Source organism: Candidatus Cloacimonadota bacterium, from assembly GCA_028706475.1.
Lineage (GTDB): Bacteria > Cloacimonadota > Cloacimonadia > Cloacimonadales > Cloacimonadaceae > UBA5456.
Map to the genome: position 1 here is coordinate 1 of JAQWBI010000025.1, position 17,256 is coordinate 17,256.

Sequence of the window (17,256 nt, forward strand, 5' to 3'; positions counted from 1 at the left end):
GATATCGAAGAGATGGATAAATCCATATCTGCTCTAAAAGGGTATCGCAAAGCTGGATAATGACATACGAACTATTTCTCGCTAGCGACACTCCATTTTCCAAGCACTTAGGTGTAGGAAAGATTAGATGTTATACGGTCAAATGGACTTCATGGAGTGGACACTGTGGTAATTCGTAGATTACTACACCAAGATTGACATGACAGTAGTACCGTTCTGAGTAAGATGAATGGATACATAACTGATCTGGAACTTGTAGCCACGTAATGCCGGGTGAGCAGACAAAGCAGCCTGGTATCTATCCAATTGATCCATTTCCCCTATACCTCCGGTTTTATAATCTGTCAACACTGCTTCTTTCGCTTTGGTATCCAGCATCAAACGATCCACTCGAAAATTGCCCACAGCAAACTCTGTATATACCTTATCGTATCTTGTATCAAACAGATGGCTGTGTTTTCTGATCTCCAGAACCAAGATATCCAACACGCGTTTTATTTTAGCCATTCCCAAAAGCGAACCATAACGCTCTATACACTCACGTACAGCGCGCTTATGCTCTTCCGGTCTATCGTAGATAATGAAGCTGAGATAATGATGTGCCAGATCCCCATACAAAGCCCGCCGTTTGTCCAGATACACATTTTTATAGTCCAGATCCTTTGCTGGATTGGCCAGAGCCTTTTCCAAAGGTGAAGTGCGGGGAGCAGCCAAGTGCAATTCGAGCTTTGTAACCGGTACTTCTTCTTTGTCCTTATCACTTTTCTGATCTGCTTCAGGATAACTTCTTGATCTGCGTAAACAGCCGTTCGGCAGAGCTTCGGAAGGATCATAATAACGCAAGCACGCATCTGCCAATACTATCGGGAGACCCAGGTTATCGGTTTTACTATCCCAGAATTCCTGCCAACTCCCATTTTTATTGTAGCTGAAGAGGATGTGCAGGTTTTGTCTGGCACGCGTGAAAGCCACATAGAGGTTGTTCAATTCCTCCAGATATTCCTGTTTTTCTTTGCTTCTCCAAAGCTCACTGGGGGGGCTGTAGGGTAATATAGAAGCGAAATGAAAGCTTAAGGCATAGTCCTTGATGTTTTGAAATTGAGTATCGGCATAATCCACTGCCCAATAGAGTTCCCGTTCATTATGAGAGCCAGGGCTGAGATCGTACAGTACGAAGACTTTATCAAACTGCAAACCCTTGGATTTGTGGATGGTAAGCAATTGAATACCGCCTTTGCCCTCTACGCTTACCTGAGTAAAAGCTTCCTGTTTTGCGTTTTCATCCAGATAGCTCAAAAAATCTGGAATCCTCAAACCTCTACTGGCCTCAGCAATCTCCCAATCAGCAGCTATATTCAGGAATGCCTGCAGATTCAACAAATCCCGCTCAGGGGTTTTCCCCTCATTCTTCAGGCATATTCCCGTAATCTCCCGTAGAATAGCATAAGGGGATTTTTGCTTCATGCTTTGTGCCAAAACAATCAACTCTGCCAAGGCAGGATACTGCGATAGATCCGGTATGGTGGTTTCATCGGCCGCAACTTGCTCATAACGTGCGAAAGAGTCGATTAGTACCTTTAGAGCGGAGCTCTCCAAAAGCAGGAAATCCGAACGCACAAAAGCCATGAAATCCAGAGGATCTCCATAGCAAACAAAACGTAGCCATTTGATAAGCGGAGCCACAAACCTATGCTCGGTAATCGGTGCGCTAGGCTGGAATATCCCCCCTTTGCCACGCTCTTCCAGGAGTAACTGTAAGGTAGCGAGCTGCTTACCTTTGCGGCAGATAACAGCTATATTGGCCTTGGGATCGCGCTCATATTCCGGCAGGATCATCTCATCTACAAAGTAATCGTAAACCTTGCTTCCGGTCTTATAATAATTGCTATAGCCCTTGGCGCACACTTCGATGGTGGTGTCCGTCTTGCCCCTGGCAGATTCGACATTGGAATAGGGCCAGTTCATACCCTGTGCCTGCAGCGCTTCTTTCAAGGCAGGATCGCTGAAGACAGCGTTGATAAAATGCATCATGTCTTCCCCTGAACGCCATGACTGCGCTAAAACCTCGGGGGGTACGTCCCGCAGGGGAGCTATGATCTGTCTCAAATTCAACAATAGATCGCGTTCTCCCCCACGCCAACCGAAAATAGATTGCTTTTCATCACCAACCACCACCAAGCCTCCAAAATCCTTGCTCCCGGCTCCAGCGCAGATCTCTTCCATGATGGGACGCAACATATTGAACTGGATGAGTGAAGTGTCTTGAAATTCATCGATAAGCATGAAGCGCGTGCGATGACTGAGGAACATGTAAAACTCATTGGCAGAGTTCTCGTCGTCAAAATCAAATTCCGGAGGTTGATTGCTAAAAAGAGCTTCGAAAGTGTACCAAGCGATATCCTGATAAGTCATGTTTTTATAGCGATAGGCCAGTTCATCATACTGCTTCAGGATAATTTCCCAGATGTCCAGAATCTCTCGTTCTTCAGGCAGAAAGTAACGGTAATACAGCTCTTCCGCCAAAGCTTTCAGGGCTTCCTCGTAAAGGGTAAAGCAGTTATCTTGCGCATCCTTTGCCAAGGCTGTCTTGCTAATAAACGGCGTTGCTTTGAAAACCTTGAAGAGATTCATCGCATCTATCGGATTCTGCAGCATATCTTCTAAAGCTTTGCAAAACTCCTCCGGACTCTGGGGGATGGAGATAAACAGGTTACGCACATCGGTAAGCAGGACATCCGCAAAGCCTTTTTTGGCAGGGTCTTTGATCCCTTGCTGCAAGGCCTGCGCCAAACACTTGACTGCGTCCTTGAAGTCCCTACGGGCTTGCTGTTGGTATGAGCGCTGCAGGTTACAGCGGCGAGAGATCAGGAAAAACAGCCAACGATTGTAAATCATGCTTTGGAAAAACTTGGTATAGTCGTCCATACTTCGTTGAACCTTACGGGAGAGCAGTTTGTCGATGCGCTTCCGAAATTCTGGCTTCATCAGATGATCCATCAAAAGCGGCATACGCTTTTCCACCGCATTTTCATCTATATCGAAGCTATCAATGCTCTTCATGGGCCGGATGATATTGCGGAAGATGCTGCCTGTGTAGCTGTCTATCGTCATAATCTGCAGCTTCTGAAGATCATTGGTAATCTCCTGCCAGGCTGAGAGTAATATGTTGGCTTCATGCATGCTTAGGCTTTTCTCATCTCCCGGTACAAAGTTTCGCAAAGAGGCGATCAGGGTACTATCCGGCTTTTTGATCAGCTCTTCCAGGTTTAGTATTATTCGCTCTCTTATCTCCGCAGTAGCCTTGCGGGTAAAGGTGAGAGCCAGGATCGAGTCCAGCCGAAAATCCGGGTGTTCGTAGTATCTGAGGATCAGAGCTATGTATTCCATGGATAGACGGTAGGTCTTGCCGGTTCCGGCACTGGCAGTAATTATCGCATTCTGAAACTGTGTCATCTATCCTCCCTCTCGATTATCAGATCACTACGGCTGATGCTATTTAAGAGATGCCTGTCTTCGGATTTCTTTCCTACGGAGTAACCTCCGGCAAAGCATTTCAACAACATATCTTGGGTATCTGCGGGGAAGCTGAGACGTTTGCTGGTGCTCACTGTTTCCTTTCCCTCAATTCGCATATCCAGTATCTTCCAAAAGGCTGATGACATCTGCTCAGCAAGCTCCAGATTCTCAATAAGATAGTAATACCACTCATAGAACACCAATTGAAGGGAATTTGCATTCCCGGTTTTGAAATCCACTATGTGTTTTTTTTGAGGGCTGTTGATCCGCAGATCCGCCCGCCCTTTGATCTCCACCTGATACTGGATCCCGTCATGTTTCACCCGGCAGAGCTCTTTGTAAGAACTCTCGTCCTGCGGTCGTGAACCTTCCGGTATCAGTTCAAACTGGGTATCTCTCAGCTGCACCAACAGAAATCTGTAGTAGAATTCCCTCAGAGAGTTTGCCAGGCATTCGCTAATGATGCTGTTCAGGAACTCTTCATTGTAATTCTTTGGTATCTTATAATAGAATTCACTGCTATTACTGAGGCTTTGCAGAGCAATTCTCAGCTTGGTCGAATCTGTAAATACTGCTTTTAATTCGGTTACAGAGTTATGTTTTCCGGGCTTTTTGCCCAGAATCTCGGTAAAGAAACTGTGCATCAGGATGCCAAAGAGGGCAGGGCTAACGCTCTCTTTTAGCCAGGTATTGCGGGAGCGCAGCTTGCGCAGCCCCTGAATATACCACACAAAAGGATTACGTCCCAGTAGGGAAATATCGTAGCTATTAAAACGGATCTTATGTTCAGTACCAAAATCCACCGCTGGATCCGCCGGTAGGATGCAAAAATCATCATCGCTTTTACGATGAAAGATGGGACTGCTTTCAATGAGGGAAGCCAATTCTTCCTTACGGTGTTCTTTATAGGCCTGAAAGATCGCCGAAGCCGGTATCCGCCTGGTTTGCACCTCCACGGCGCACAATTGCAGTAGCTCTCCGATGAAACTGCTCGGTTTCATGTTCTTTTCCATATTGCGATAAGTATAGATCTGAACATTCTGCGCTGTGAACACCAACCTGAAGAAGTAATAACGTTCCCAATGGCGGATTATTTCATAGCTCAAAAGTCCCAAACGCGCCCGCTGCCCCTCATTCAAGAGCCACACTGCTCCGGGTGCCTGAGGTAGAATCCCTTCCACCAATTGAAAAAATGCCACATTTCGAAAACTACGGTTTCGGGAATCCAGCAGATTACTGATCTCCCACCCCCTTATAGAGCGCTCCGGCAGCTTGTAGCGTAGTAGTGCAGGCTTTAAATAGTCCATCCACAAGCCGAAGATTCCGGCTCCGGGTTGGTCGAAGATATTGTGCCAGTCTTCCACTATACCCAAAGTCTCTGCACCCAAAAAGTTTGCCAAAGCGGCCCAGTATTGCTCCAAAATATCCGTTTTCTCAAGCTCATCCAGGCTGCAAAACCTGGCAGGATCCAAGCTGCTGGCACACAGCTCACTCAATTCACTGATGCTATCCAGAGCCAGTATCTCCCTGGCAAAAGCAAACACCTTGCTGCAGAGCTGTTCCAAGAGATTATATTTCTCCTTGTATGTGGGATCGGTATCAAACTGAGCCCGGGGATATATATCCAGATACAAAACCTCTTCATCTGCCAGACAAAAGAGTTCCCGTTCCAGTCTGTTTTGTTTGGTAAGATCCCATTCCGGAAGAATAAGCGGGGGTATGGTGCTATCGGTGAGATAAGGGCACATCACGCGCAGAGGCACAAACCCAGGACTATGAGTCTGAGATTCCACGATCTCGTTCAGCATGCTTAGAAAACGGAACAATAGGCTGTTTGTGATGGGAAATGTCTGCCCTGAGGCTACCAAATTATCGTCAAAGAGCACAGAGTATGCCTTCTGCCGGAAGTTCGCATCGATTATCACCGCATCCTCGCTCGCATCATTTGCCACCAGAAAAGCCAATGCGGCTTGCTCTTCATTTTCACACTCTACAATATTCAGCCTATGCTCCATCCCTTCCAGAGCGCTGCTCTTTTCCGGACTGAATACCGGCATCTGCCAATTTTCAGGATCCACCCGCGCTTCATGATAGTAGATCACTACTTCGTTTTTTGCCCCTTCACAGCCTGCGAGCATCTCCTGCTCCAACTTGCTGTAGTAGAATTGATTGACCAACACGATTCGATAGTCTTGCCAGGGTATGTTCAAATCAGTTAGGGGCAATCTGAAGATGCGGTCACTAAAACCCCTTGCTTCTATAAAAGCTTTGTAACGCATAAGGATAGCATGGATATGTTCAAGATGAACTTCTTGCCAGGCGCGAATATAGAGCTGGTGATCTTCACTTAGCTTCAAGAGATCGTCTATAGCCCTGTTTGCCTCCATAAACTCCTGCATAAAGCGGAACATATTTGTACCCCAATCCACCAAATCCCCATAAGAGTGAATATGAAAGCGCTGTTTATCCTCTTCCTGCAAGACCTGATACAGGCAGAGCAGGCGTTTCTCGTCTTCCAGCTGGGCTTTCTCTTCTGCCAAAAGAGTCGCCTTGAAATCCTCCATAGCCAGCCAGTGGATATCCTGTAATGCCCAATGCGGTTCGAAACGCTTGCGGGCCAATTCCGCCACAGCTCTGGTGGGAAATACCATTATGCAGCGTTCAGTGATACTCTCCAGAGCGCTATCAATGATGTCACGTGAGAAATCTACTACCTTATATACCATAAATCATCCTTATAAAAGCGGAGAAAACAACCTGCAGATAGATTCTTTACTGCGCTCTATCAGTCCCCTCTTGTCAAAATCGTCCGCGAATATCTTCTTGGAAAAAGCAAGGTCTTCACTGAATGAATCGCTGGCTTCATCCACAATCCGGTCATCATAGATCAAAGCAGTCAGTTCGAAGTTGTGATTAAAACTGCGTAAATCCATATTCGCTGTACCCAAGCCCAGTACTTCATCGTCCACGATCAGTATCTTTGAATGCATGAATCCCCGTTGATACTGATAGATTTCCACACCAACTTCCAGAAGATCCGAGAAGTAAGAGCGAGAGCCCCAATACACTACGAAATGATCCAGCTTTGCCGGCAGGATTATTTGCACTTTCACCCCGCTGATGGCCGCGGTCTTTAGCGCCATCAATAATGCTTCGTTCAGGATCAAATACGGTGTAGCGATTCGGATGCTGTGATGTGCGTTGGCGATCGCAAGGAAGTACAATTGCAGGATATTGGCGTGGTTTGTATCCGGACCGCTGGCAAGCACTTGAACCGGAGAGATGTTCTGCACTTCATTGATAGCTTCTTCACACACATATTCGGCAAAACCTTCGTCCATAAAGATATTCTCCCGGCTTACGAAGTACCAATCTACCATGAAGATGGCTTGCAAACTGTATATACACTGCCCCTCAAAAACACCCAAAGAATCCCGCCAATAGCCAAAATAGGGGTCTTTACCCAAGTATTTATCGCCGATGTTCAAGCCTCCCAGATATGCCTTTTTGCCATCTACGATCACCAGTTTACGGTGATTCCGATAGTTCATGCGGCTGTTCAGCAAAGGGATCCACACGGGCATAAAGGGTACAAACTGTACTCCGGCTTCTCTTAACTCACGCTTGAAGCGACGCGGCAATTTCCAGCAAGCAGCATCATCATAGATAAAGCGCACCTGAACTCCCGCGCGGGCCTTTTGAATAAGAAGATCCTTCAGATAGTTTCCAGTGCTGTCCGCTGCTATGGAAAAATACTCCAGATGGATATGATGCCTAGCCTCAGCAATCCCATCGCAGATTGCAGCAAAAGCGATCCCGGTGTCACTGATCAATTTGATCCGATTTCTACTGGTCAGTATAGCCTTGCCGTTGGCTTTCAACAAGCGATGCAGCTTGTGTTCCAACCCATCTAGCAGAGTATCGGCGGAAAAACCGGGAATACGCTGATTCAAGTCGTCCAACACTTCTTCGTCAAACTGCTCTTTTTGATTGAACAGCTTGATCTTACGCCAGTTTCTGCCAAAGAACAGATAAAGTACAAAACCCACGATTGGCAAAAAGATCAATACCATGATCCAGGCCAGGGTATGAACCGGAGATGAGTTTTCCATTACGAGGATGATGATGATAAGCACCACAGTGATCGCAAATATCACGGAGATAATGCGCAAAGTAAATTGGGTGAAGGTCTGCAATATATCTCCTCCGCGCAGCAGTTGAATCGCAGACGCCACCAGAATTAAGCTACTCAACAAAGCTAGAATAATTAGCACGGAATCAAGTGCCTTGTGTGATTTTGTCATATCCTCTCCATTTGTACCGCAATCATATATTTCTCAGACTATTATGCCTCGTTTATTTGTCAAGCTTTGTGTTAGTTCGCACTAGCACATGCATGGATTCGGAGTTCGTCGTTCTATCATTCATAGTTGATTAGTTCTGAGGTGTTGCAGTGCTGCAGTGTGGGTTCGAATCGTCTCGTTTCGATGGCGGCCGGAGGTCACTTCAAATGATAGCAGTTCCGCTGCTTACGCAGACTAGGACGTCCGCAATCCTCTCAAAAACGCTGCGCATTTTTATCTGTGTAATCTGCGCGTTATTTATAAACGGTAAGATGCCGTTTCCACACTGTGCATGCCATCTATCCTCTCTACCTCCAGCAGTAGTGAAGCAGATATAAAGCCGTTATCATCCCGTGTTCACCCGATGATAACCCGATGATATCTGCTTCATATCACGTCGAAACTAAGAGCATAGATGTAGAAGCGTCGTCTTGTCACTCGGCATTTTGCACTTGACGGAATTGCCGCGATGACCGCTATGGATAGCATATATTTCGAAAGAGGATTTATGAGAACCAGCGCAACACAATTACTCTGTCTGATGCTATTATTTACGGCTATTTCCTGCCGCAAACTACCCCCGCAGAATACCGGCAAATACGTGGTATTATCCCCCGAAACGGCAGAGATCATCGCAGCTTTGGGTGCCGCTGAAAACATCGTAGGAGTAACAAAGGAATGCGACTTTCCCGAAGCCCTGAAAGCTAAAGAACTTGTGGGAAATTTTGGCGCCATCGACATGGAGAAAGTAATCTCTCTGGCACCAAAGATCGTCTTTGTAAGCGGGCTGGAGCAAGAAGCAATCTCTCTGGATCTGCAAAAGCTGGGCATCGAAGTGTATCGCTCCTACCCCCGCACAGTAAAGGAAATGTATCAAGAAATCATTCAGATAGGCAAGTTGATTGGCAAAGAGAGTGAAGCCAAAGCACTGAAACAGGATTTGGAGCAAAGTATCGCCACTATTGTGGAAGAAAACGCTGGTAAAGCCCGCCCGGATGTGTATCTGGAAATCTATCGCGATCCCTTGATGAGCGTGGCAGACGATTCTTTTGTGGGTGAAGTCATCGAACTGGCTGGGGGCAACAATGTTTTTGACCGTCTAGAACGGGATTATGCCAGAGTAAAAGCCGAAAGTGTGATCAAAGCAGCTCCGGACCTGATGATCTGCTATAGCAGGGACACAAAAGAGAACATCCTTTCCCGCAAAGGTTGGGATAGGATTCCCGCAATCCAAAACGAACGCATCTATTTTGAAGAAGATATGAATCCTGATCTTATACAACGTGCCGGACCTCGCTGTGTGGAAGGCATGAAGGCTTTGTCTGCTCTCTTTGATACATGGCGGATTGAGACTCAATGAAGCGATACATCTTTTTAGCCCTAGTCGCAATCGGCGCGATCGTCCTGACCTTCATATACCTGAATTGGGGCAATCCCGGAGGATACATCATCACCCAAGTTCGCCTCCCCCGCCTGCTTCTAACCGTGTTGACGGGCATGAGCCTGGCAGCTATCGGTTCCGTGTATCAGCTGATGCTAGGGAATCCTCTGGCAGAGCCGTATATATTGGGCATCTCCTCCGGTTCAGCATTTGGCAGTATCCTCTTCGCAGTCTTGGGCATGATTCTGCTAATGCCTTTAGGAGGATTCATTGGAGCGATTTTAACCATGCTCCTGGTGTGGAGATTAGCACAAAGGCGCAGTGGATTTGATCCCCGCCGCTTGATCATTGCCGGAGTAATCGTAGGGATGTTTTTCTCCTCTGGAATCTCTCTGATGATGTATCTGAACCGTCAGGACACCGTATTGATACTGGGAACTTTAATGGGCAATCTGGGACGAATCTTCAACCGTACCGAATACATAGTATTTCTGAGTTTGGCGGGCTTCATCGTGCTGCTGTTAGCCTGGCTTTTTATGAAGAGCCGGGCCTTGGACATCCTCAGCAGTTCTGATCTCTATGCTGCCAGCGTTGGCATCGAAGTAGAGCGCTTACGTAAACAGATATTCTTTGTAACTTCGCTGGTGGTGGGCATAGTGGTCTCTTATGCCGGCATCATCGGTTTTGTGGGGCTTATCACGCCTCACATCATGCGCCTGGTTGGCTTCAGAAATCAAAAAAAGATATTCCCCGCCAGCCTTCTGTTTGGCGCCGCTTTTCTCTTGGGAGCGGATTTCCTGGCCAAAAACCTCAGCGTAATCGAGCTGCCGGTAGGAGTCATTACTGCTGCGATTGGATGCCCCTTTTTCATCTATTTGCTCTTGCGAAAGTAAAATTTTATTGACACAATGACCGCATCCTCAGAATTATCGCATAAATAAGGGATTGTAGCTGATGGTAAATGACCAACTCGCAGCAGTGCTGCATCAGTTTTAATTAATGCTTCGAGATCCTGTGATTTATCTGGCAATAGATGATAAAGGTGGGGGTTTCGACGCTGAAGAATCTCTAAACATCCGCATTGCAAAAGCGCGAGCTCTACTGAGTGTTTTCAAGCTGGAAGAGTGCCAGGATCTGGCCTTCAGGCTAAACCAGGAGTTGCGGATTGCTTCGAGTTCTGATATGCAATTTCTGAATCTGCTTGCACTCACCCAGGCACATAAACTAAGCGGTAACATTCACAGCGCGGCAAACTATGCCGAAGAAGCCCTAGTAGCTTCAGAGAAGTGTGAAGACAAGATGATGAAGATTCTGGCAGAATGTGTGAAGCTAAGCTATCTCGTACCGGATGCGGAAGAGCTGGAAAGCAAAGCTGCCATCTTCTTTTTCCAAAAGAGTTCACAAGCGCTTTTAGCATCCCAAGTAAAGATGCCTCAGCTGCTCTTTGAAATTTACAACAATCTGGCCAAAGCTTTGAATCAGTTGAAAATGCAAGAGCAAGCTTTGCACTATCAGCTTTTGGCAGAAAAGCTTTTGCAAGACAATGGCGACATGGAGTTGAAAGTAAATCTGAATGCCAATATCGCCCTCTCCCAGATATTATTACAGCGCTGGGACGATGCCTATCACCGCCTGCGAGAAGCTGAACGCTTCTATCGCCAACATCATCTCTTGGAACCTCTCATCAAAGTAACCGACACTCTGGCTTTCTACTATCAAAAACGTCAGGATTACTTGCGTGCCTATGTTATGATGCGGCGATTAAATGATCTGAAAACCAAGCAGATCAAGGAATTGCAGCAAAGCTGCTCAATATGAGTGAATCCACGCTCTGCCGTAAGATCAAACGTTACGGTATCAAATAAGCTCTATGGCTTCACGATCTTTGTGTAGAGAGTTCCTCCACTGGCAGAACCGAAGTAGCCGAGAGCATATGTTACTCCGCCGTGCAAATAACCTTCCGGCATAAAGTTGTATTTGAAGTAATTAGCGTCTGTCACCATCATAGTCACCTTGTAGCGGCCAGAGAATACATAGCCCTGACGGTAATCCCGCAGTACGATATAGCTACCTTCTTGTTCCGCTTGGGGACCGGCGACAAATCTGCTCATGAACCAAATCCGGCGAATTCCCTCTCCGGCAGCATTATAGGCTTCTTCCATGCTTTCCGGTGCATGAGTATGGCCAAATATCTGCGTAGTGAATTACAGGGCAGTGCTGAACTCTTCCAGGCAATATAGCTCTGCAAACAGATTGTAGGTACCGCTATGTTCCGCCAGCGTATAACTACGATATCCTACATTTTTGCGGTTCAATACGTTTATAACTTCGCAGTATGGTTCTATGGAACCCCAGCTCTTTTGCCATTCATACTTTGTACTGAGGTCCAGACGGCAGTATGTAGGCAACCGGACCCCATCTTTATAGGAATAGATCAGTTGAAAGTCGGTTACGTCAAAATACGTGTGCTCTGGCTTTTCAGTGGGTTGTCCCGAGTTCAGACTGGAGTTCCCCATGTTACCAGTGTGTGGCTTCGCCTTGATTCAAACCTAGCCTCACAAATGATATTTTCCCCTATTTTTGAGGCAATAATTTTCGTATCAGGATATGCGTCAACATAATATGCAGTAGCATCACCTACCATAGCGGGAATCCTTTTGAATATTGTCCATTGATCTCACTGATGGCAACTACAAATACAGAGGCTGTCCCGATGAAGGACAGCCTTTTATATGCAATACGTATTACTATCTATTTATGATTCTATTACTTCCACATTGGCACGGGGAATACGAATGCGGGTGCCGTCGTCAAACTCCGCTTCCATAATGCGCACCATGGTTTCAGATTCCACTTTGGTAAGCTCTTCCGGCAATGCGGTCACTCTGGCAATGGTACCAAAGTGAGGCTGACGGATGATGCGTACCATGGTTCCAATTTCCAACACAGGCAGACTGGCCTCTTTGGAGACTAGTTCGCTTTCATCAAACTCCATGGGAATGATGATTTCGGGGCGGATAACACCGGCGCGGATTTGGGTGTGACCATGCACGGAAGCCTTTTTGCCGTCGAACTGTTTTAATAGATCGAAAGTCTTTTTTGCCATGGTAATCTTACCGAATCCTTCGGTACATATTATGGTAAGTCCCACGTTTTCATGTCCGGTGATGGCCACTCCAATGTCATAACCCAAAAGCTTCTTGATGTCCTGGTCGTCAATACCGCCGGTGATGATGGCTTTCACTCCGTGCTTACGGGCAATTTCGATCACATGGTAGGGCACAAAGCTTCCGGCGATGATGATCTTGCCTCTACATGATTCATCGATCTTTCCGGCATCAATCTCGTCATCCGGTGTAGTGGCAAGCATCTTCAGTTCTCCGGTAGTCTCGTCTCCGATACCGAAGATACCCTGGATGTAGGCACTTTTATTCTCTATTACAACGCCTTCTTCCGGGATCACATCCGTTACTACTCCATCTAGGAACGCTTTTACCTGTACTGGTATGCGAGGTTCACGCAGCAATACCTGTCCGGTAACGGCAGAGATGCTTTCCACCTCGCCATCCACGGGAGAGTGCACTTCGCTTTTGAAGATACCCAATCCAAAGAGGCCGGCATTTTCAGCTAGGATGGTTTTCTTGGTGATCTGGTCACCGGGTTTGATTCTGATGTATTTCTCCAATTGTGCAGGAGTTACACCCAGCTTGTTTGCGAGATTGAAGGGGACCACCTTTCCGGGAAGAAGGGTTTCGGCAACCACATCTTCGGCTTTCACCTTGGCTCCCTTTGTCACGAGGACTTTGCCTTTGAGGGGCAGAATGCGCTCTTTGCGCACGATCATACTATCGGTTACGGTTAATCCGGCAGAATATGCTTGTCCCATTGTTTCCTCCTATACCAAGATGTCTTCGGGATATGCTTTCAGCTCACGCATCCACTTCTTCAGATATTTGATGCGGTCCGATTTCTCTGTAGGCAGGATAAAGGGACGTCTGCCACGAGTATCCAATACTATGCCAACATTGCCGCCATGCAGATCCACACTCAGTTCTTTTGCTTTCTCGGCATTCAGGATGAGGCCGGAAGATGCTTTCAGAGTTGCTTTTGCTACTTTTCCAGCTTCACACGGAATCAATCTAATCTCGCCAAAGGGAATATCTTCTTCGAAGACACTGCCATCAGGAAGCTCCAACTTGGCATACAAAGCGGGCTTGCCGTATTTGCCTTTGCCCACGGGAGCCACACAGGTTCCCAGATACACCATACAGTCTTTGCGGAAGACCTCTGTGGCTGCTTTGGGACTGATCTCGGAAAGTACTCCCAAATGCGGCATCATAAAGATGCTGTCCACAGCCAACCGTGTGATGCCTTCGGGCAGGAAAGCATCGATGAGCATCATAACGGTCTGGAATCTGCGTGGAGCGTGAGATAGAACACCACCGGAGCCCACCAAAAGGCTAAGAGTCATCATGTTCACAATGGAAGCCCCAGAGGTAGACTGGCTGAAGGCTTCGCTGATATCGCGCTGCCGTTGCATTCCCTTCAGGCTGCTGGCAAATTCTTTGTGCTGCTCAAAAGCCAGGCGTAAAGCTTCTTTGGCAATTGCTTGTTCCAGCACCAGTTCTTCCAAAAGTGAAGGAATGGTGGTGGGGCGGATCATCTTGTTTTTGATCATATTGCGCAGTTCGCTTTCGTTGATATCGAAAGGAACCCAGCGCATGATATTGGCCAGTCCGCTGGAAGCCAACACGTTTGAGATACTATAACTCATACCCAGGTTTGCGCTCACAGTGCGGTTGAACACATAATCCTCGGTAAAGACACTGAATACGTCGGTGGTTGCTCCGCCAATATCCACACCCACTACTTCAATTTGCTCATCTTTGGCAATAGTCTGCATGATGTTGCCCACCGCTGCAGGAGTAGGCATGATCGGTACTTGTTGGTGATCCGGTCCTTGAGTCCATTCCATCAGTTTGTTATAGCCGGGGGCCTGCTGCATCACGTGTTCCATAAAGATGTCGTGAATCTTGTCACGGGCCGGACCCAGGTTCTCTGTTTCCAGTTTCGGACGCAAGTTATCGGTAATGATCAAACCGACCTTTTCGGACAGAGTCTTTTCGATCTCGCTCACTGCTTCCTTATTGCCGGCATAGATCACCGGCAGTTTATAGGATGAGCCCAGACGCGGCTTCGGATCAGCTCCGGCAACCAATTCCGCCATTTCCACAACGTGCTTTATGGTGCCCCCGTCTTCTCCGCCTGCCATCAGAATCATATCCGGACGAAGGTGACGGATGCGCTCGATCTTTTCGTGGTTCATGCGCTTGTCGTTGCTGGCTATTAAGTCCATCACGATGGCTCCGGCTCCCAGGGCTGCACGTTCGGCACTCTCTCCGGTCATCGATGCAACCACACCAGTAACCATCATCTGCAATCCACCGCCGGCAGAAGAAGTGGACACATAGGCATCCACACCCAGATCACCATTACGGGGGATGATGAACTCTCCATTTTCCATAAACTTGATATTGGGATTGTTATACTTCAGGCGGGCAAGTTCTTCCAATTCCTGAGTGGCATTTATCACACCTTTGGTTACATCGTTCAAAGGCGCTTCCACAGTGGTTGGAGCCTCGCCACGTATGGTCTGGCGATATTCGCCGTCCACATACTCGATCAAGATCGCCTTGGTGGTGGTGCTACCACAGTCGGTGGCAACTATCCGGGTCAGGCGTTTTTCATCGTATTGCATATATCCTCCGCTTATTCAGCTTTTATGTTTTATCTTAAAGATCTTGTTCCAGAAGTTCTTAAACTGATTCTTCCGGCGAGTCCGGCGCAATTTGGCTGCTGCCCGGCGTTCCCGGTTGATCTCTTCGTCCAGTTCATCAATGCGTTGTACCAGTAGTTTGATGTATTTCTCTTCATGGATCAACAGGGCAAATCGCTGGTACTTAGCGCTATCGAAGATTATCTCTGCAAAAGGCAGGATGAAATACAAGGCTTGACTGCCAATACTGTGAAGAGGATGCAGAGATTCTATCAGCAGAATCCCTGCTGGAGCCAATTGGCGGCTGGCGATAAAGCGCGCTACCTTGTCAATCAGCTCGTAAGCTTCTTCCTCGCTTATTGTGGATATGATCTCCGGATGCTTATAATTCATGCTCTATGCCCTGGTGGCAGTGTAACAGGCAACCTTGGCCGCACCGGCAGCATAAAGTGCCCTGCTGGCTTCACTTAGCGTGCTGCCTGTAGTGTACACATCGTCCACTAAAATCAGCCTCTTCCCTTTTACCATTGCTGGATTCTTCACCCGGAATGCTCCAGCCAGATTCTTTAACCGCTCTTTGCGTTCCAAAGTGGTCTGACTCTTTGTATAACGTGTGCGGCTGATGCAGTTCAGATAGCTCTTGCCCATCTTATGGGCAAGCTTAGAAGCTATCAGTTCGCTTTGATTGTAGCCCCGTTCCCGTTTCCGCACTCTGTGCAGCGGTACCGGAACCAGATAATCGTAGTCATCAAAGACTGTGGAGCCTTCGACTGCTTCTGCCATTTTATCGGCAAGATATCCGGCAGGAGAGCTTAATGCATTGTACTTCAGATCATGGACCAGACTCAACGCCGGCCCTTGATAACTAAGCGCAGAACGCACAAACTCGAAAGTATAGCCGATCTCCCTGCATTGAGAGCATGAGCCATTCGAGACAGGAGCTCCGCACTTGGGACATCCCTTACTGAGATAGGGCTGCAGTTTGCTTTCACAATCCGTGCATAGTTGTTTCTCGCCCCGCGCCAGGCGTGTATGGCAGGCAGAACAGACGGGCGGGATCAGCAAATCAAGCAACACCATCTAAAAACAATTCAATAGCCTTGAAAATATAGCTGCCATCATTGCTGCAAACGCTGTCTGTAGCAGCCCTTTCCGGATGCGGCATCATACCCAGTATGTTTCCGGCATCGTTCGTAATCCCCGCTATGTTATCAAGCGCACCGTTGGGATTAGTGGCGTCATTCACCATGCCATGTACGTCGCAATAGCGGAATAGAATCTGATTCTTATCTTGCAATCGCGCCAGACCGTCATCATCAATGAAGTAATTGCCTTCTTTGTGGGCAATTGGAATATCCAATACTGTGCCGGGGATTAAGCCCCGGGTGAAGGGACTATCGGCGCTTTCTACCCGCAGATATTGGTGTTTACAGATGAAACGCAGACTCCGGTTCATCATCAGAGCACCGGGCAATAAACCGGTCTCGGTAAGGATCTGAAAACCGTTGCAGATACCCAATATCAATCCTCCCTTCTTTGCGAAAGACAGCAGTTCTTTCACAATCGGGGAAAAACGGGCTAAAGCTCCGCAGCGCAGATAATCGCCATAAGAAAAGCCTCCGGGAAGGATCACCAGGTCGGGATTTTCCAGATCACTGTCCTTGTGCCATATCATCCGAGTGGAATGACCGCGCCGCTCGCATACCTCGTAGGCATCGTGGTCGCAATTTGAACCGGGGAATGTGATTACGCTAACTCGCAATGCTAGATCTCCTCCAGTTCAAAGTGGTAGGTCTCAGTATTGGGATTTGCCAACAAGCTGTCACAGATCTTTTCGACATCAACTTCAGTTTTCTCTTTATCGGTGGAATCAAGAGTGATCTCGATGTATTTGCTGATGCGGGTCTCAATCACATTGGCATAACCCAGATGGCTTAATGAATTACTTACGGCCTTGCCTTGTGGATCCAAGACGCTGGGCTTCAGTTGAACGAATATTTTGGCTTTTAGCATGGTACTTCCAAGTTTTTTATCAGAATACCAGTATTTAAGGCGGCTGGATTTAGTCAACTGATTTGTTTGATACTGCTTTGGATGGCTTTAGGAGACTGTTTAGGCTTCGCCTTCGCAATTGACGGCGCTGCGATGCAGGTTCGATACGTCCCCATATCGATAGCGTCCGGAGGTCACTTCAGTTGAAAGATGAAGAAATGAGTAATGATGTCACTGGCGCAACAGAT

14 protein-coding genes are annotated in these 17,256 nt (G+C 47.4%); 3 read left to right on the forward strand and 11 right to left on the reverse strand.

From position 1 onward, the window contains the following. Positions 1-183: 183 nt before the first annotated feature. The 3 genes from PHF32_05870 to cls are packed head-to-tail and all read right to left on the reverse strand — an operon-like array spanning position 184 to position 7,820. On the reverse strand, positions 184-3,453 hold the full coding sequence (locus PHF32_05870; GenBank protein MDD4560245.1) for a UvrD-helicase domain-containing protein: 3,270 nt from the start codon (positions 3,451-3,453) through the stop codon (positions 184-186). Further along, the gene (locus tag PHF32_05875) at positions 3,450-6,242 is read right to left on the reverse strand and encodes a PD-(D/E)XK nuclease family protein (protein MDD4560246.1); all 2,793 of its coding nucleotides are present in this window, start codon (positions 6,240-6,242) and stop codon (positions 3,450-3,452) included. Before PHF32_05875 ends, PHF32_05870 begins: the two co-directional genes overlap by 4 nt. Positions 6,243-6,251: 9 nt before the next feature. After that, positions 6,252-7,820 (reverse strand): cardiolipin synthase, encoded by a 1,569-nt coding sequence (gene cls / locus PHF32_05880; GenBank protein MDD4560247.1) that lies wholly within the window; start codon positions 7,818-7,820, stop codon positions 6,252-6,254. Positions 7,821-8,367: 547 nt separating this feature from the next. Here cls and PHF32_05885 point away from each other — a divergent pair. From PHF32_05885 to PHF32_05895, 3 genes are all read left to right on the forward strand, one after another. Beyond that, positions 8,368-9,219 carry a cobalamin-binding protein gene (locus tag PHF32_05885; protein ID MDD4560248.1) on the forward strand — a complete coding sequence of 284 codons (852 nt, stop codon included), beginning with the start codon at positions 8,368-8,370 and terminating at the stop codon, positions 9,217-9,219. After that, positions 9,216-10,133: an iron ABC transporter permease gene (locus PHF32_05890; GenBank protein MDD4560249.1), complete on the forward strand. Its 918-nt coding sequence runs from the start codon at positions 9,216-9,218 to the stop codon at positions 10,131-10,133. The genes PHF32_05885 and PHF32_05890 overlap by 4 nt, the downstream gene beginning before the upstream one ends. Positions 10,134-10,254: 121 nt before the next feature. Next, the gene (locus PHF32_05895; protein MDD4560250.1) at positions 10,255-11,058 is read left to right on the forward strand and encodes a hypothetical protein; all 804 of its coding nucleotides are present in this window, start codon (positions 10,255-10,257) and stop codon (positions 11,056-11,058) included. 50 nt (positions 11,059-11,108) lie between these two features. Here the strand turns inward: PHF32_05895 and PHF32_05900 are convergent, their stop codons facing one another. The 8 genes from PHF32_05900 to purS all read right to left on the reverse strand — a co-directional run bounded on the left by PHF32_05900 (position 11,109) and on the right by purS (position 17,029). After that, positions 11,109-11,402 (reverse strand): hypothetical protein, encoded by a 294-nt coding sequence (locus tag PHF32_05900; GenBank protein MDD4560251.1) that lies wholly within the window; start codon positions 11,400-11,402, stop codon positions 11,109-11,111. A 42-nt stretch (positions 11,403-11,444) separates the two neighbouring features. Further along, positions 11,445-11,648, reverse strand: coding sequence for a hypothetical protein (locus tag PHF32_05905; GenBank protein ID MDD4560252.1), 204 nt, complete (start codon positions 11,646-11,648; stop codon positions 11,445-11,447). 347 nt (positions 11,649-11,995) lie between these two features. Continuing rightward, positions 11,996-13,126: a hypothetical protein gene (locus PHF32_05910; protein ID MDD4560253.1), complete on the reverse strand. Its 1,131-nt coding sequence runs from the start codon at positions 13,124-13,126 to the stop codon at positions 11,996-11,998. A 9-nt stretch (positions 13,127-13,135) separates the two neighbouring features. Continuing rightward, positions 13,136-14,998, reverse strand: coding sequence for a glutamate mutase L (locus PHF32_05915; GenBank protein MDD4560254.1), 1,863 nt, complete (start codon positions 14,996-14,998; stop codon positions 13,136-13,138). A gap of 15 nt (positions 14,999-15,013) precedes the next feature. Further along, positions 15,014-15,409, reverse strand: a complete 396-nt coding sequence (locus PHF32_05920) for a hypothetical protein (protein ID MDD4560255.1) — start codon at positions 15,407-15,409, stop codon at positions 15,014-15,016. 3 nt (positions 15,410-15,412) lie between these two features. Then, positions 15,413-16,081 (reverse strand): ComF family protein, encoded by a 669-nt coding sequence (locus PHF32_05925; protein MDD4560256.1) that lies wholly within the window; start codon positions 16,079-16,081, stop codon positions 15,413-15,415. Between the two features lies 1 nt (position 16,082). Next, positions 16,083-16,778 carry a phosphoribosylformylglycinamidine synthase subunit PurQ gene (gene purQ, locus PHF32_05930; protein MDD4560257.1) on the reverse strand — a complete coding sequence of 232 codons (696 nt, stop codon included), beginning with the start codon at positions 16,776-16,778 and terminating at the stop codon, positions 16,083-16,085. Positions 16,779-16,780: 2 nt separating this feature from the next. Further along, a complete protein-coding gene (gene purS, locus PHF32_05935) occupies positions 16,781-17,029 on the reverse strand; it encodes a phosphoribosylformylglycinamidine synthase subunit PurS (GenBank protein ID MDD4560258.1) in 249 nt (82 codons plus the stop codon). Positions 17,030-17,256: the final 227 nt, after the last annotated feature.